The organism is Paenibacillus sp. FSL K6-1558 (assembly GCF_038002565.1).
GTDB lineage: Bacteria > Bacillota > Bacilli > Paenibacillales > Paenibacillaceae > Paenibacillus > Paenibacillus polysaccharolyticus.
Map to the genome: position 1 here is coordinate 336610 of NZ_JBBOCV010000001.1, position 15595 is coordinate 352204.

The 15595-nt window shown below is 43.7% G+C and carries 12 protein-coding genes; 6 read left to right on the plus strand and 6 right to left on the minus strand.

The genetic code is table 11. The features are described from left to right. Positions 1 to 157 precede the first annotated feature (157 nt). Both MHI38_RS01375 and MHI38_RS01380 read left to right on the plus strand, forming a co-directional pair. Positions 158 to 1582, plus strand: a complete 1425-nt coding sequence (locus MHI38_RS01375) for a glycoside hydrolase family 1 protein (protein WP_341180855.1) — start codon at positions 158 to 160, stop codon at positions 1580 to 1582. Positions 1583 to 1585: 3 nt separating this feature from the next. Next, a complete protein-coding gene (locus MHI38_RS01380; RefSeq protein ID WP_341180856.1) occupies positions 1586 to 2761 on the plus strand; it encodes an MFS transporter in 1176 nt (391 codons plus the stop codon). Between the two features lie 102 nt (positions 2762 to 2863). Here MHI38_RS01380 and MHI38_RS01385 read toward each other — a convergent pair whose 3' ends face one another. Next, positions 2864 to 3607 carry a MurR/RpiR family transcriptional regulator gene (locus tag MHI38_RS01385; protein WP_154889211.1) on the minus strand — a complete coding sequence of 248 codons (744 nt, stop codon included), beginning with the start codon at positions 3605 to 3607 and terminating at the stop codon, positions 2864 to 2866. A 266-nt stretch (positions 3608 to 3873) separates the two neighbouring features. Between MHI38_RS01385 and MHI38_RS01390 the strand changes: the two genes are divergently transcribed. After that, positions 3874 to 5757 carry a beta-glucoside-specific PTS transporter subunit IIABC gene (locus MHI38_RS01390; RefSeq protein ID WP_341180857.1) on the plus strand — a complete coding sequence of 628 codons (1884 nt, stop codon included), beginning with the start codon at positions 3874 to 3876 and terminating at the stop codon, positions 5755 to 5757. Between the two features lie 159 nt (positions 5758 to 5916). Here MHI38_RS01390 and metE read toward each other — a convergent pair whose 3' ends face one another. After that, a complete protein-coding gene (gene metE / locus MHI38_RS01395) occupies positions 5917 to 8214 on the minus strand; it encodes a 5-methyltetrahydropteroyltriglutamate--homocysteine S-methyltransferase (RefSeq protein ID WP_154889207.1) in 2298 nt (765 codons plus the stop codon). 297 nt (positions 8215 to 8511) lie between these two features. On the opposite strand from metE, the gene MHI38_RS01400 reads away from it, so the two are divergent. Further along, the gene (locus MHI38_RS01400) at positions 8512 to 9201 is read left to right on the plus strand and encodes a hypothetical protein (RefSeq protein WP_154889204.1); all 690 of its coding nucleotides are present in this window, start codon (positions 8512 to 8514) and stop codon (positions 9199 to 9201) included. Positions 9202 to 9344: 143 nt separating this feature from the next. Here the strand turns inward: MHI38_RS01400 and MHI38_RS01405 are convergent, their stop codons facing one another. After that, positions 9345 to 10157 carry an undecaprenyl-diphosphate phosphatase gene (locus MHI38_RS01405; RefSeq protein ID WP_154889202.1) on the minus strand — a complete coding sequence of 271 codons (813 nt, stop codon included), beginning with the start codon at positions 10155 to 10157 and terminating at the stop codon, positions 9345 to 9347. A 298-nt stretch (positions 10158 to 10455) separates the two neighbouring features. Between MHI38_RS01405 and MHI38_RS01410 the strand changes: the two genes are divergently transcribed. After that, complete coding sequence (locus tag MHI38_RS01410) at positions 10456 to 11496, plus strand: ABC transporter substrate-binding protein (RefSeq protein WP_261769273.1); 1041 nt, start codon at positions 10456 to 10458, stop codon at positions 11494 to 11496. 114 nt (positions 11497 to 11610) lie between these two features. On the opposite strand, the gene MHI38_RS01415 is transcribed toward MHI38_RS01410, so the two are convergent. Both MHI38_RS01415 and MHI38_RS01420 read right to left on the minus strand, forming a co-directional pair. Beyond that, complete coding sequence (locus tag MHI38_RS01415; RefSeq protein ID WP_154889200.1) at positions 11611 to 12525, minus strand: AraC family transcriptional regulator; 915 nt, start codon at positions 12523 to 12525, stop codon at positions 11611 to 11613. A 24-nt stretch (positions 12526 to 12549) separates the two neighbouring features. Beyond that, complete coding sequence (locus MHI38_RS01420; protein WP_090915837.1) at positions 12550 to 12972, minus strand: MerR family transcriptional regulator; 423 nt, start codon at positions 12970 to 12972, stop codon at positions 12550 to 12552. Positions 12973 to 13184: 212 nt separating this feature from the next. Between MHI38_RS01420 and MHI38_RS01425 the strand changes: the two genes are divergently transcribed. Next, the gene (locus tag MHI38_RS01425; protein WP_154889198.1) at positions 13185 to 14225 is read left to right on the plus strand and encodes an NAD(P)-dependent alcohol dehydrogenase; all 1041 of its coding nucleotides are present in this window, start codon (positions 13185 to 13187) and stop codon (positions 14223 to 14225) included. Positions 14226 to 14421: 196 nt separating this feature from the next. Here the strand turns inward: MHI38_RS01425 and MHI38_RS01430 are convergent, their stop codons facing one another. After that, entirely contained in the window at positions 14422 to 15402 is a 981-nt protein-coding gene (locus tag MHI38_RS01430) for an aldo/keto reductase (protein WP_154889195.1), read from the minus strand. Positions 15403 to 15595: the final 193 nt, after the last annotated feature.

The window sequence follows — 15595 nt, forward strand, 5'->3', positions numbered from 1 at the left end:
CTCTGATACCTTGTACTAAATACGAAATAACATGTATTTTATGCACTAAACTATGTAACATAAGTTGTGAAAACAAATACAAGATAAAAAACCGATACAGCGTGATTCGTTTTATATCCAGATCCGCAGAAGGTTTAAAAGAAAGGTGGATTACCAAATGAGTAAAACATTTCAATTTCCTAACGGTTTTTTGTGGGGAGGTTCCGTCTCTGCAAACCAAATAGAAGGTGCATATCAAGAAGATGGAAAAGGACTTTCCATTCAGGATATCATGCCAAACGGCATTCAGACACCTCCGACGAATGAACCGACAGAGGATAATATGAAGTTATTTGCGATTGACTTCTATCACCGATATAAAGAGGATATTAAACTCCTTTCCGAAATGGGTTTCAAAGTTTTTCGTACGTCGATAGCTTGGTCCAGAATCTTCACGAAAGGGGATGAACTTGAGCCAAACGAAAAAGGTCTCCAATTTTACGATGATCTCTTTGACGAGTGCCTGAAATACGGGATTGAACCTTTAGTTACAATCTCTCATTATGAGACTCCGTTACATCTCGTTAGAGAATACGATGGCTGGGCGAACCGAAAAATGGTCGATTTCTATGAACGATATGTGCGAACCATTTTTGAAAGATACAAAAACAAAGTGAAGTATTGGCTCACATTTAACGAGATTAATTCGATTCTTGAACACCCGTTTGCAAGTGGCGGGATTAGCACCCCTAAGGATCAACTTAGCAAACAGGCCCTGTACCAAGCGGTTCACCACGAGTTTGTTGCAAGTGCACTGGCGGTTAAAATTGGGCACGAAATTAACCCGGATTTCAAAATTGGTTGTATGGTTATTGCTATGCCGATTTACCCGTTGACTCCTGACCCTAATGATATGATCAAAGTGATGGACGCGGATCATAAGAATACAGGCTTTACGGATGTTCACGTGCGTGGTTATTACCCGGGTTACATGAAACGTTATTTGAAAGATAACGGAATTACCATTCATTTCGAGCCTGGTGACGAAGAAATTTTGAAAAATACCGTTGATTTTATTTCCTTTAGCTATTATCAAAGCAGTTGCGAAACGGCTGATCCTGCCAAGCAAATTAAAGGAGAAGGAAACCTGATTGGTGGTGTTCCTAATCCGCTCTTGACTGCGAGTGATTGGGGTTGGCAGATTGACCCTCAAGGCTTAAGGTACATCATGAATGCGATGTATGATCGTTATCAGAAGCCATTGTTCATCGTTGAAAATGGATTAGGAGCCGTAGATGAACTGATTACGGACGAAAATGGTAACAAAACCGTTATTGATGACTATCGCATTAAATATTTGAAGGAGCACTTGCTTCAAGTCGCTGAAGCCATTAAAGATGGTGTTGAATTAATGGGATATGCATCATGGGGTTGCATTGACTTGGTGAGTGCCACAACTGCAGAAATGAAAAAACGGTACGGATTCATCTATGTAGATCGCCATGATGATGGTTCAGGAACATTGGAACGCTATCGTAAGAAGTCCTTCCACTGGTACAAAGATGTCATTGAAAGCAACGGGAGCAGTTTGTTTCGGGAGTAGAAGATGAGAAAAAAAAGTATATTTTTAATTATTGCATTATTTGTTGCTACATTGAATTTGCGCCCAGCTATTAATTCTATATCTCCACTGCTAGATACGATTCGGGAAGATTTGGGGATGAGCGCTGCACTAGCCAGTTTGCTAACGTCAATACCTGTATTATGTATGGGCGTATTTTCACCTTTTGCCGTCAAAGCAAGTGGGAGATGGGGAATAGAGCTAATCATTGGATATTCCCTGATTGTGGTGGGAATCGGAATAGCCACTCGGCTATTTACACAGTCTACGTCCGTTTTACTTTTATCTGCATTGATCGTAGGTATCGGGATCGCTTCGATTGGCCCGTTAACTTCAGGCTTTATTAAAAAGTATTTTCCCGATCATGTTCCATCTATGATTGCACTCTATAGTATTGCAATCACTGTAGGGGCTGCGGGCAGTTCAATGGTATCCATTCCCTTAGAGGCATATTTCAATTCTTGGCAGATCGCAGTAGGAGGGTGGGCAGTCATTGCCTTTGTAGCAGCGATCATGTGGTGGATCATGGTGAAACCGAAATCTGAATCTGCTCATGTGAGTGGAATAAAAGAACGTCCGCAAATTAAACTTCCCTGGGGAAATAGAAGAGCATGGACGATTACGCTCTCATTTGGATTAATGGCGATGTTGTTTTATTCTTTTACAGCGTGGCTCCCGTTGATGATTCAGGAAATGGGGTATAGCAAATCCTATGCAACGCTATGTCTGACCATATTTGTTGTCATCCAAATTCCGATTAGCTTTGTACTTCCTGTATTATTGAAGAACTTTCCCTCAAGAAGAGTATGGTTGGTTGGTGAATCTCTGTTCATGATTGTTGGGTTGGTTTTATTGATGATGAATTTCATGCCGATGGTTTCCGTTGTACTCTTTGGAGTTGGGGCAGGGGGCTTGTTCACTTTAAACCTGATGTTACCGATTGATTCTACAACCAATGTGAACGATGCTACTTCCTGGTCAGCGATGCAGCAATCTGCTGGATATGTCATTGGAGCGATAGGTCCAATATTGCTAGGCTGGATTCATGATGCTTCCCATAGCTTCACACCTGCTATGATTGGAATGTTGGTGATCATCATTCTAATGATCATGACACAAATTGCAGCAACACGGAAGAAAAAAGGAATGGAAAGAGCTTAAAGTAAGCATTCATTTGAGAACTATAGCAGCGTAAAAGAGAGTCGAAATGACTCTCTTTTTGTTTGCGTAAATTTAGAAAGAATGGATGCTCCACTATAACTCTTATTCTAGTTTTGCAATTAGATTGTAAACCTCTTTACCTAGCCATTCTAATAAGAAAATAACAGGTGTGTGTGTAGTGAGGTCAATACTTCCGAGATACTCTTCTTTTACATAATATGGAATGCATACATCTGAAATTTTAGCCATGGTAGATTGGCGATTATTTGTAATTGCAATAATTTTATGCTTATCCTGCTTGATCCGCTCGAGATAAGGTTGAACATATGGGTTTTCACCTCGTGTAGACAAAGCAATCGTAATACTGTCTTTTTGAATTCTCGTATGAATAGGATAATGAGGATCTTTTATGTACATAGAGAATATCCCTAAATTTGAAAATAACCTAGCTCCATATTCACCCATTACTCCAGAGCTTCCGATACCAATAAAAATGACATTACTAGCTGTAGCAATTAATTTCGCTGCTGCCGAAATTTTTTCCACCAATTCAGGAGATTGAGAATGTTCAAAAAACGCATACACGGCATGATGAGGACTTTTCAACTCTTGCTTCGTTAATTTATCTTTTTGGGAAACGAGCATCTTAAGTTTTACTTTAAATTCGGAAAATCCCTCACATTGATTCTTTCTGCAAAATCGCAGAATGGTGGCTGTAGATACATGAGTTTCATTGGCTAGTTCTCTAATACGCATGTAAGCCACTTTTTCCATGTTCTGAGAAATATAGTTGTATAAAGATAGTTCTAAATCGTTATAGGATGAGATTTGCTCACTGGTGAACATAAATATGCACTCCTTAGACCATAGTCAAAATAATAAGTAGCCTGCTTAGACAGTATATATTACCTACGATTTAGAAACAAGGCGTTACACTTTTGTAACAAAAATCATTTCGTGTCAAAGCAAACTAAACACTTAAATCATATATATTTTCTTCCCTGTTCTGAGTAACATGACGTTATAACATATGTTTTGTACTTCCATTATATCTGGCCAGACGCGTCCATGGTCAGAGAATACCTTAATTTACGTCAAAGGAGCCTTACAACATGGATAAACAACAATTGTCCAAAGATATTCTCAAACTGGTTGGTGGGGAAAAGAATATCGAACAAGTTACACACTGTATGACTCGACTCAGATTCAATCTGAACGATAACAATCAAGCTGACAAAACTACGTTGAAAAACACACCTGGCGTTATGGGTGTAACGGAAAACGGCGGACAGTTTCAGGTGATTATTGGCAATGAAGTTTCCGAAGTGTACAAAGCACTAGTGAACAATATGAGCAATAAGCCTAGCACAGAAAGTGCTCCAAAAAGCGAAAAGAAACAAAGGAACCCGATTAGCGCATTGTTTGATTTCATCTCGGGCATGTTCACGCCAATCCTGCCAGCCATTGCTGGCGCAGGTATGATCAAAGGGATCATATCCATTCTGGTGGCTGTTGGTTGGATGACGAATACAAGTTCAACCTATATCATTTTATCCGCCGTTGGCGATGGTGCATTCTACTTCCTGCCTATACTTCTAGCCGTTAGCGCTTCGAAGAAAATGGGTAGCAATGTTTATGTAGGAGCTGCCTTAGCGGCTGGTCTTATGCACCCTACCATTGGAGCCTTGTTTCAAGGGGGGAATACATCGTTTGCAGGGATTACAGTTATTGCTACATCCTATGCTTCATCGGTTATTCCCATCGTCATCGCAATCTGGATCACTGCTTACTTGGAGAGAGCGATAGACCGTATAACGCATGCTTCACTCAAAATGATTATTGTACCAACGGTAACGTTACTTATCATGGTACCCCTAACCTTGATTGCGATTGGGCCACTGGGTGGTATTATTGGAAACGGTTTATCCGGAGGTATCAGATGGTTATTTGATAACGCATCCATTTTTGCAAGTATTTTGATTGGTGGCACAATGTCTGTACTGATTATTACAGGCATGCATTATGCACTGTTGCCGCTTGCAGTTGGTTCGATTGCAACACTTGGTTACGATTTTATCGTTCCGTTGATGTTCGCAGCTAATATGGCCCAGGGTGGTGCTGCATTTGGGGTTGGCTTCAAGTCTAAAAACACCGATACCAAATCACTTTCTTATTCGACAGGACTGACCGCTCTTATGGGGATTACGGAGCCTGCCATGTACGGCATTAACATGAAATTCAAAAAACCATTTATTGCAGCGCTCATTGGGGGCGCAGTCGCTGGAGCGTTTCTGGGAGCCTTTTCGGTTAAAGCCTATTTCATTAGCACAGTAGGTCTTCCGGGAGCTGCCTCATATGTGGGTCCAGACATTAGCAACCTGCTATATGCACTGATTGCTGCTTTAATTGCATTCGTTGTAGCTAGCGTCATTACTTATATTCTGGGCTTCCAGGAAGACGTACCTGCACCATCAGCAACGTCTGGAACTATACCTGTAGTAACTGAAGAGACTAATGTAGTAGCTGAAGATATTAAATTACAGGATGAACAAATATTCAGCCCAATCAATGGGGAAGTTAAGCCACTTAGCGTGGTTCCAGATCCTGCTTTTTCAGAAGAAATGATGGGTAAAGGATTTGCCATTCAACCTTCAGAAGGACGTGCAGTTTCCCCGGTTAACGGCATAGTATTCTCTGTTTCTAAGAGTGGTCATGCTATTGGTCTCGTAAGTGATCTTGGCGCAGAGTTGCTGATTCACATTGGAGTTGATACGGTAAAGCTGAAAAGCCAATTTTTCTCGCCAAAGGTGCAGGCTGGAGCTAAGGTATCCGTAGGCGACCTATTGATGGAATTTGATCGTGAAGAGATCGAAAAAGCGGGTTACAGCATGATTACGCCGGTCATTATTACAAACATGCATCAATATACCGATGTGGAATCAGCTGGTCGTACCCATATTCTTGAAAAAGAATGGATGTATACAGTCAAAGTTTAATCTGGTTCCCCTGCACAGGGAGATACTTTAAAAAGCCGCAATCCTGCATGATCAGGATTGCGGCTTTTTCAGTGTTGCTATTAGAACAAAACAGAGACTATGCAGATTAAGTTTATCTGTTATTAAAACTTCCATACGAATCATCAGTTGTAAGCTTATCTAGTTCAGAACAGGAGTAGCATTGTACTTCGCTCGGGCAATCCGGGTAGCATCTACCATGTTTCTTAGTGAAGCCACGGTTTCTTCCTGTCCGCGGGTTTTCAGGCCGCAGTCTGGATTAATCCAGAACAGTTTCGGATCGAGCACACGCAAAGCACGGTCAATCATGTTACTCATTTCTTCGACGCTTGGTACACGCGGGCTATGGATGTCGTATACGCCAAGTCCAATACCGAGCTCATACGTATTCTCTTCAAAGCTGTGAATTAACTCCCCATGGCTACGCGATGTTTCAATGGAGATCACATCGGCATCCATTGCTTCGATAGAATCAATCATATCGTGGAATTCGCAATAGCACATATGGGTATGAATTTGGGTGGTTTCCTGTACGGTGCATGTCGTAATGCGGAACGCTTTGACGGCCCAATCCAGATAATCGGCTTGTTTATTCTCCTTGAGCGGCAGGCCTTCACGGACGGCAGGTTCATCCACCTGAATCATGCCGATGCCTGCTTTTTCGAGCGCTTCAACCTCTTGTCTGAGTGCATACGCCAATTGATACGCGATGGTTTCCCGTTCAATATCATCCCGTACAAAGGACCAGTTCATGATGGTGATCGGGCCTGTCAACATACCTTTAACAGGGCGGTCTGTCTTCGACTGTGCGTACTTCGTTTCCTCAACCGTCATTTCACCTACAAATTCGACATCTCCGAAAATAACAGGTGGTTTCACGCAACGTGATCCGTAGGACTGTACCCATCCATATTGCGTAAAGGCAAATCCAGCCAGCTTCTCGCCGAAAAATTCGACCATATCGGTGCGTTCAAACTCACCGTGAACCAGCACGTCAATACCAATCTCTTCTTGAATGTTAATCCAGCTGTCAATCTGATCGCGGATAAAGGAAGCGTATTGTTCATTGCTCAGCTCGTTTTTGCGCCATTGTTGGCGAGCTTTTCGAACCTCCGTGGATTGCGGGAAACTGCCAATCGTTGTCGTTGGGAAGAGAGGCAATTGCCACTTTTCTTGCTGGGCAACATGACGTTCGGCAAATGGACGTGAGCGGTTAGGCTCTTGTACACGGATGGAAGCAACGGCTTCCTGCACGGCTTTGCGGTTACGATCTCCGGAGCTTTGCAATGCCTGTAGTTTTTGCTCGGCGTCTTTAATTTTAGCGGTGATGTCCGCATCAGTGCTGCGGATTGCTTGGGTCAAAATAACGATCTCATCCAGCTTTTCATCCGCAAATGCAAGTGCATCTTTGAGCTCAGCAGCAAGTTTAGCTTCGCGTGCTGTTGTGACAGGTACATGCAGCAAGCTGCAGGAGGATTGCACAATTAACCTTTCAGGGTTAACGAGTGAAGTAAGCGTCTGGAGTAATGTCAGCTTGTCTTGAAGGGATGCTTTCCAGATGCCGCGTCCATCAATGATACCCGCACCCAGCACTTTGTCTGCCGGAAAACCGTTCGTTTGAATAGATTGCAAGTTACCTTCCAATCCATGTACGAAATCAAGACCGATACCTTGAACTGGCAAGCTGATGATTTCGTTGTAGTTTTCAACGGATTCGAAGTAGGTTTGTAACAAGATATTTAAGCCAGGAACTGCGGATGCAAAGGCTGCATAAATCTTATTCAGGCGCTGAACATCCGCATCATTCAATTTCGTTACGAGCACCGGCTCATCAATCTGTACCCACTGTACGCCAGCATCTGCAAGTTCTTGCAGCACTTGAGTGTAGAGAGGAAGTAGCTGATCCAGCCAAGTGTCTGTTTCGGAGGCATCATAGCCTTTGGAGAGCTTCAGGAAGGTCAGCGGTCCAACGATGACCGGTTTGCCTTCAATGCCGAGCTTCTCTTTGGCTTCAAGGTATGCGATCAGCGGTTTATTCTCGGTTAAAATCGGCGAAGCATCATTCAATTCAGGTACAATATAGTGATAGTTCGTATTGAACCATTTGGTCATTTCACTGGCTGCGGCATCTTTCGTTCCACGGGCGATGCCGTAATAGGTGGAGAGAGGCACAGCACCTCCGGTATAAGCAAAGCGTTTTGGCACAATACCAAACATCACGGCTGTATCCAGAATATGATCATAATAACTGAAATCGTTCACTGGAATCAGATCGATACCTTTGGCTTGTTGCTTGCGCAAATGATCTAAACGAATCTCTTGTAATCTCGCGTGAAGTTCGTTTTCTTGTATTTTTCCTGACCAAAAGGCCTCAAGTGCTTTTTTCCATTCCCGATCGGCTCCGATTCGCGGGTATCCCAATACGCTGCTTTTTGTCATTTGCCATAACCCCTCTGCAATGTGTTAACAACAAGGTATCACAGAAGTATGGTTATTAAGTAATTCCATTAAATTATATCCAGCTATAGCTTTGTGCTATAGCAGACGGGACTAACAAGATAGAGGAGTGAGGATAAGAGAGTTAATTGGGAAAGGTTTGATAGGGAAGGTGAGATAGCGAAGGTGATTTGAAGCAGTGACCGCCATTGAAGGAAGATAATCTGCTATGGAAGTAGACATAGGAGCGTTCCAATGGTTAACTAGGCTTATAGTAAGAAGGAAGGGAAGGCGGCATCTGTGAATCTGTTTTACGTTCAATCGACCTTAGACGGAGTAAGTAAAGTGAAAAATTTTCTGGAGGATAACTATATCGGCATCCCGTGGTCAGCGCTTGGCGATCTGGAGCAGGCGTCATCGGAGGAATTACGTGAACTGTTGGAGCAAACCTATGGAATTATTGCGGATAATTCAGGCGACGTTTTGGAGACGATCCAGCTGTTTGCAGACGCGATGAATGATGGGGATTATGTTGTGATTAAGGATGAGGATTGGATGTATGTCGGAGATCTCGGCGATTATTATTATGACGACTCCATTGGCACAAGCGATGATATTATATGCCACCGCAGGGGCGTAACCTGGCTTGGACGGGTACCGCTGGAGGATATTAATGAACACATGCAAACTTTGCTGCAAGAACCCAATGTTGTTGCCCAATTTAAGTTGCCTGTAAAGCAGGCGAGGCTGGATCAAGCTCTTAGGGGGAATAGCGATACAGCGGGGAGTGTTGGGACAGCATTGAACCAAGAAACTCAGCGGGTAGCACCAGAATTATTCAAAACGTTAACACATGATCACACACTTCCACGAGTTGAGCAATCCACGATTGATAGCGCGCTGCAAGTACTTCAAGAGGCATTGCTGAGCAAAGATGAAGGACTGCGAGTACAAGCGGCTATCGCCATTTTGCAATATGCCAAACCGTAAGCTCAGCATCAAAGTGGAGTGTAGAACTAGTAAGAGTAAAAGCTATAACCGAGCGAATGAGAGGAAAACAGCGGATAAAACGAATTACAAGCACAAAGGGACAACCGCCATGGTTGTCCCTTTGCTGTGTATAGAGATCCTTTTTATAAAAAGATAAGTAACAATGTTCCTGCCGCAAAGCAGTAATATGAAAAATACTTCAGATTGCCACGGGCCATAATGCCCATAAACCATCTCATTGAGAAATAGGTAACGACCAGCGTTGTGATAAACGCGATCAGGTAAGGAATAGCCAGCTGTGCACGGTTAGGATCATGCGCTATATCTGAAGCACCCATAATCACACCGCCGATACTGATCGGGATATAGAGCATAAAGGAGAATTTTAACGCCGTTTCCTGTTTCATACCGACTGCAATAGAAGAGATAACGGTAGCCCCTGAACGACTGATTCCCGGAATAAGAGCAACGGCCTGAGCGAGTCCAACCAGCACGGCGTCCTTTGTTTTTAAGTCACCGTCCTGTTTGCGGCCTCGCAGATTACGAATAAGCCAGAGCGCCACACCTGTAATTAACAGGGCAACAGCAACTGTATAGACGGATGAGAAAATTTCTTCAATCTGATCCTTGAAAAATACAGCGATAACAGCAGCCGGAATCGTTCCGATCACGATATATAAGCAAAACATAAAGTCTGCTCGATATTCCGGTTTACGAGTGGTTAAGTAACCCCATCCACCGGTAATCAGCTTCATGATGTCTTCCCGAAAAATAAAAACAATGGCAATTAATGAAGCGGTGTTCGTCAAAATTTCAAACGAAAGGCCATTTTGCTTCAGTCCCATTAGTCGCTGGGCAATAATTAAATGACCGCTGGAGGAGACCGGAATCGGCTCCGTTGCCCCTTGAACGATACCCAAAAAAAAGTACTTTAACCACAGTATAATCTGATCCATCTTGTCCTCCTTGAAACATTTCTCTACATTCTCAAAAATCATGTTCAAAATCATTCTCTTTGTTAAATCTCTCTATCCACTCTAATGATGATAGCCTTTTAACTTACTAGATGGCAAGTTTGGAATGAAATTGTCAGTAGAAATGGGATGTATATTCTCTTTTTTCACTTAATAGACGAAGTTTGGAATGAATATATTAAACTTGTATTGTAAAAAAGCTAGAGTCGTGATATCGTTGATAACGATTATCAATATCATTTATTTGATTGAATCCAATACATTAAAGGTGGGGTTATTTTTGCGTAGTACAAAAAGAAGTTCAATTTGGATCATGATGGCGCTTGTGTTCATGCTGATCTTGAGTGCATGTGGTCAGTCAGCTTCAAATACAGCTAAAGATGGGGCGGAGAAGACTACTGTATCATCCGATGCGGGAAGCAAAACCAGTAACAATTCAGATGGTACGACAGACACAGGAGCAGGTGCAGAAGATGAGATGGTTTCATTCCAGTCTGATGCTGGTGAAGTGAAAGTGCCGAAAAATCCTAAACGGATTGTGGATCTGACGGCCTTCTCTACGGGATACTTTGTCGCACTGGATGCTCCAGTGGTGGGGGCAACTACAGGTGCAATGAACAACAAATACATTAAAGAGCAGCTTGCTGCACAAGGAACAGCAGATTTAGGTGATCAGCCGCCAACACCGGAGCAACTGCTTGCTTTGAAACCCGATCTGTTTATTGTGTACACAGGTACAGAAGGCATCGACAAGCTGTCACAGATTGCACCTGTAGTTCAGATTGAGTACGGTAAACGTAACTACAAAGACTTAATGCTGGAGATGGGCAAACTTACAAACAGGGAAGAAGCAGCTAAGGCCTGGATAAGCAAGTGGGAAGCTCAGATTAACGAGTTGAAACCGAAGGTAGAAGCAGCTGTAGGTAATCGTACCGTATCGATCCTGAATCCGTATGATAAAGGGTTGTATGTCTTCGGTCATAACTATGGCCGCGGGGGAGAGATTATTTATGGTGAGTTTGGACTGAGAGCACCAACTAAGGCTCAAGCGGAAGCTATTGATAGCGGAACAGGCTGGGCTTCCATCTCGATAGAAGTGCTGCCGGATTATGCAGGAGACATTATTTTCACCAGCCCGTGGTCCGGGGACACGAGTGATTCCAAAAAGATTTACGAAAATAAGTTATGGAAGAACCTCCCGGCTGTCAAAGCCAATCATGTATTTCAGCTAGATCCATCGTCTGATACGTATAACGATCCGGTATCGTTGGAAGGACAGCTTAAATTTATTACGGATAGCTTACTTTCGGCATCCAAGTAGTTTCGGGCAGGCAGACTGTATTTTAGAGCAAATGGAACGAAGAAAAAAAAGAGGCTCTCACCGTTTAGGTGTGAGTCTCTTTACGTGGAACGGGATTATTTTCTGGAGATGAAATCAGTACGTACTGCCTCTCAAACGTTTAATATCCTCCATTGGCGGACAACCAAACATGCGTGAATACTCACGGCTGAATTGTGACGGGCTCTCGTATCCAACCTGATAAGCAGCCTCTGATGCGTCTACAGCTTGAGACATTAAGAGACGACGTGCTTCTTGTAGCCGCAGTTGTTTGATGAACTGAAGCGGGCTCATCGCAGTGACTGCTTTAAAATGTCGATGGAAGGAAGCCTGGCTCATATTCGCCAGCTCTGCCAGTTCTTCAATCCGGACGGGCCGACTAACATGTGTCACCATGTGTTCAATCACGTTACGAATACGGTACGCGTGAGATCCTTCTTGTGCCATCTGCTTCAGCGCACTGCCCTGAGGTCCTTTGAGTACTCTGTACAAAATCTCCTTTTTAAACAATGGAAAGAGCATGAAGATATCCTCCGCATCCCCTTCAAGCAACTGAGCTAATCGGATCACGGCATTCAGCAGCTCTGGAGAAGTTTTGCTCACATACATGGCTCGTCTGGTAACATCGTTTGTATCGTTCGAATTAGGGGAGAGACGGGTATGCTGAATTACCTCCAAAATTTCACTGCCTGTGAATTCAAGCTTTAATGCGAGATAAGGAGCGACAGGCGAAGCCTCTATGACTTGGCCGCTTACAGGCAAATCCATCGTAGCTACAATATAGCTGCCAGGTCCGTACTGGAAACGTTCTTGTCCCAGCAACATTTCCTTTTGACCCTGGACGACGATACAAAAAGAAGCTTCGTTCAACCTGAAAATCGGTTCAGTGATGTCAGATTCACGAATCAGAGAAAGGGAGGGAAGTTCGGTTGAATGGACCCCTTCATTGACCGTGTGCTGATGAATAAGTCTGGCAAGTTCATCTAACTGCTGCTGAAATGGCTTAGACATAGGATGAAATCCTTTCGTTTAACTCTAGGAGCTTGCTGCGTGCTCAGGCTTAGGCGCCAGTGTAGTTTTATGAATGTTCTCCGTTCCAGCTTCGATGGCCTGCTGATAATAACTGCGCTTATGCTCAATAACTTCCATTGTTCTCCGAAGTTCTTCCATTTGAGCCTCGACGCTGGCTTTGCGCTCGGTAAACATGTCATACCTCTGATGCAAGGTTGCGTCACCTTCCGAGCACCAGGCTATGAATTCCCGGATATCCTTGATCGGCATTCCGGTAGCTTTCAGACATTGGATTATTTTCAGAAAATCAATATCGGAGTCCTTGAATTGTCTCGTTCCGGTCGAATTACGTTCGACGAAGGGCATGAGTCCCTCTTTGTCATAATAGCGCAATGTATACACAGTCAGATCCAATTTTTTAGCGACTTCACTAATGGAATAGGTCATATCGAGTTTGTTCCTTTCAGTTCTAGATCAGATCGAGATTAAACCTTGTATGGTAAAGGGCTCTCGTTGATGCGAGTGAATTCTATCATGCGGCCTGGAGTGATGTCAAAACGAGCAATTTTTTTGAAAAAAGTAGATTAAAACATTTGACCTAGAGTTAACTATAGGGCGTAAGATAAAGAAGATTCCAAAATCATGAGGAGGTTATACTATTGATTACAGCTAAAGCTAGAGCCGTGGATGGACCCGATAAACCCTTCCGTTCCGCAGAGATTAACCGCCGTGATCTGGATACCACGGATGTATTAATTGAGATTAAGTTTGCCGGCATCTGCCACTCGGACATTCATACCGCTCATGGGGAGTGGGGACCCGTTAATTATCCACTCGTACCGGGACACGAAATTGCCGGTATTGTGACTGAAGTAGGTAGTGGTGTATCAAAATATAAAGTAGGCGACCGCGTAGGCGTTGGATGTATGGTTGACTCTTGCGGCGAATGTGAGAATTGCCGTAAAGGAGAAGAGCAATACTGCCTGAAAGGTAATATTCCAACGTATGCAGGAGTAGACAAATACGGTGAGCCAACCCAAGGCGGTTATTCCACACATATCGTGGTAACCGAGGATTTTGTAGTGCGCATTCCTGACAATATTGAGCTGGATGCTGCTGCACCGCTGCTATGTGCCGGAATCACAACCTATTCTCCACTACATCACTGGGGCGCTGGCCCGGGTAAGAAAGTCGCAGTCGTAGGGATGGGTGGCCTTGGTCATATGGCAGTTAAAATCGCACATGCGATGGGAGCTGAGGTTACGGTTCTTTCTCAATCCCTTAGCAAAAAGCAAGACGGGTTGCAGTTTGGCGCAGATCATTACTACGCAACGAGCGACCCGGAAACATTTGAAAAGCTCGCAGGCTCATTAGACCTGATCATTAATACAGTAAGTGCAAGCATTGATATCAACGCTTATTTCTCGCTACTCAAGTTGGACGGTACACTCGTCAATGTAGGAGCTCCGCCAGAGCCACTCCCCGTCAATGCATTTGCGTTGATTGGTCACCGCCGTTCATTCGCAGGTTCCATGATTGGCGGCATACGTGAGACACAGGAAATGCTTGATTTCTGTGCCGAGCATGATATTGCACCTAGCATTGAAGTCATTTCGGCAGATCAGATTGATGAAGCATATAAACGTGTGCTCGCTTCAGATGTAAAATATCGCTTTGTTATTGATACAAGCACCATTTAACAGAGCAGAGGGGAAGGAGTTCAGTTAACGCCTTCGCCTTTGAATAAATAAAACTGATGTATTAGCAAATAGCCCCTATTTCCGCATATGGAAAGGAGGGGCTATTTGTTGTTACGATAACATTTTAAAGACCGTATGCCACGGTACCTATCGTTGATAGATCATAAATATGTTTCTTGTGCTCCATCAATGTTGTTTACTGTGCGCCCACGACAGGATGGGGAATATAAGGCTCTTCCATAAAAGCGATGTCCTCTGAATTAAGCTTCATAGACAGTGCGCCCAAGGCAACATCGAGATGTGAATGTTTCGTTGCGCCGATAATCGGAGCAGTCACGGTCTCTTTCTGTAACAGCCATGCCAGCGCTATGTGTGTACGAGGCACATCATACTTCTCGGCAATAGCCGCCACCCGTTCGACAACAATGCGATCCGCGTCACTTGTGGCATTGTACTTTGATTTCTGAATCATATCCGTTTTAGAGCGATGCGTCGTCACCGACCAATCTCTTGTTAACCTGCCGGAAGCGAGTGGGCTGTATGGCGTAACGCCGATCTTTTCCTCTTTGCAAAGTGGCAGCATCTCCCGTTCCTCTTCACGGTAAATCAGGTTCAAATGGTTCTGCATGGAAACAAATTTGGTCCAGCCATTTTTCTCCGCTGTATATAATGCTTTCTGGAACTGCCATGCGAACATGGCGGAAGCTCCAATATATCTGGCTTTCCCGGACTTCACCACATCATGGAGTGCTTCCATTGTTTCTTCTATAGGTGTGTTATAGTCCCAGCGATGAATGATATATAGATCCACATAATCCGTTTTGAGTCGTTTCAGACTTTTGTCGATTTCACTTAAAATGGCTTTCCTGGACAACCCGGAGCCGTTGGGGCCTTCATGCATTCGGCCATGAACCTTGGTCGCAATCACGACCTGATCACGGTCTGCGTAGTCTTTCAAAGCCCGTCCCAGATATTCCTCGCTCGTACCAAGAGAGTATATATTGGCTGTATCGAAGAAATTAATACCAAGATCCAGTGCCTTGCGAATCACGGATCGGGAGTCTTCTTCGTTCAGCACCCACTCGTGAACCCATTTACTGGCGTCCCCGAATCCCATACATCCGAGACAAAAGCGCGAGACATCGAGTCCTGTATTACCAAGTTTAACGTATTCCATCGTAATCACATTTCCTTTCTTCTCCAAGTTGCCACGTATTCCACATATCTAATAGGATGGCTGTGTTCTGTTCTATTATGTCATGATTCTCTAATGAAACTGTAGTTCATTTCAATCAAAAGTTTGCCTGATCCGATCAAAATGGGAGTAGCACTCTTTTACGTATAGAAACGTAGAGCACCTAATAAAATAA

Excerpts from the sequence above, each read along its gene's own strand:
- MHI38_RS01430 (WP_154889195.1), bottom strand. The coding sequence starts at position 15,402 with ATGGAATACGTTAAACTTGGTAATACAGGACTCGATGTCTCGCGCTTT.
- metE (WP_154889207.1), bottom strand. The coding sequence starts at position 8,214 with ATGACAAAAAGCAGCGTATTGGGATACCCGCGAATCGGAGCCGATCGG.
- MHI38_RS01380 (WP_341180856.1), top strand. The coding sequence starts at position 1,586 with ATGAGAAAAAAAAGTATATTTTTAATTATTGCATTATTTGTTGCTACA.
- MHI38_RS01390 (WP_341180857.1), top strand. The coding sequence starts at position 3,874 with ATGGATAAACAACAATTGTCCAAAGATATTCTCAAACTGGTTGGTGGG.
- MHI38_RS01385 (WP_154889211.1), bottom strand. The coding sequence starts at position 3,607 with ATGTTCACCAGTGAGCAAATCTCATCCTATAACGATTTAGAACTATCT.
- MHI38_RS01415 (WP_154889200.1), bottom strand. The coding sequence starts at position 12,525 with ATGTCTAAGCCATTTCAGCAGCAGTTAGATGAACTTGCCAGACTTATT.
- MHI38_RS01420 (WP_090915837.1), bottom strand. The coding sequence starts at position 12,972 with ATGACCTATTCCATTAGTGAAGTCGCTAAAAAATTGGATCTGACTGTG.
- MHI38_RS01375 (WP_341180855.1), top strand. The coding sequence starts at position 158 with ATGAGTAAAACATTTCAATTTCCTAACGGTTTTTTGTGGGGAGGTTCC.
- MHI38_RS01405 (WP_154889202.1), bottom strand. The coding sequence starts at position 10,157 with ATGGATCAGATTATACTGTGGTTAAAGTACTTTTTTTTGGGTATCGTT.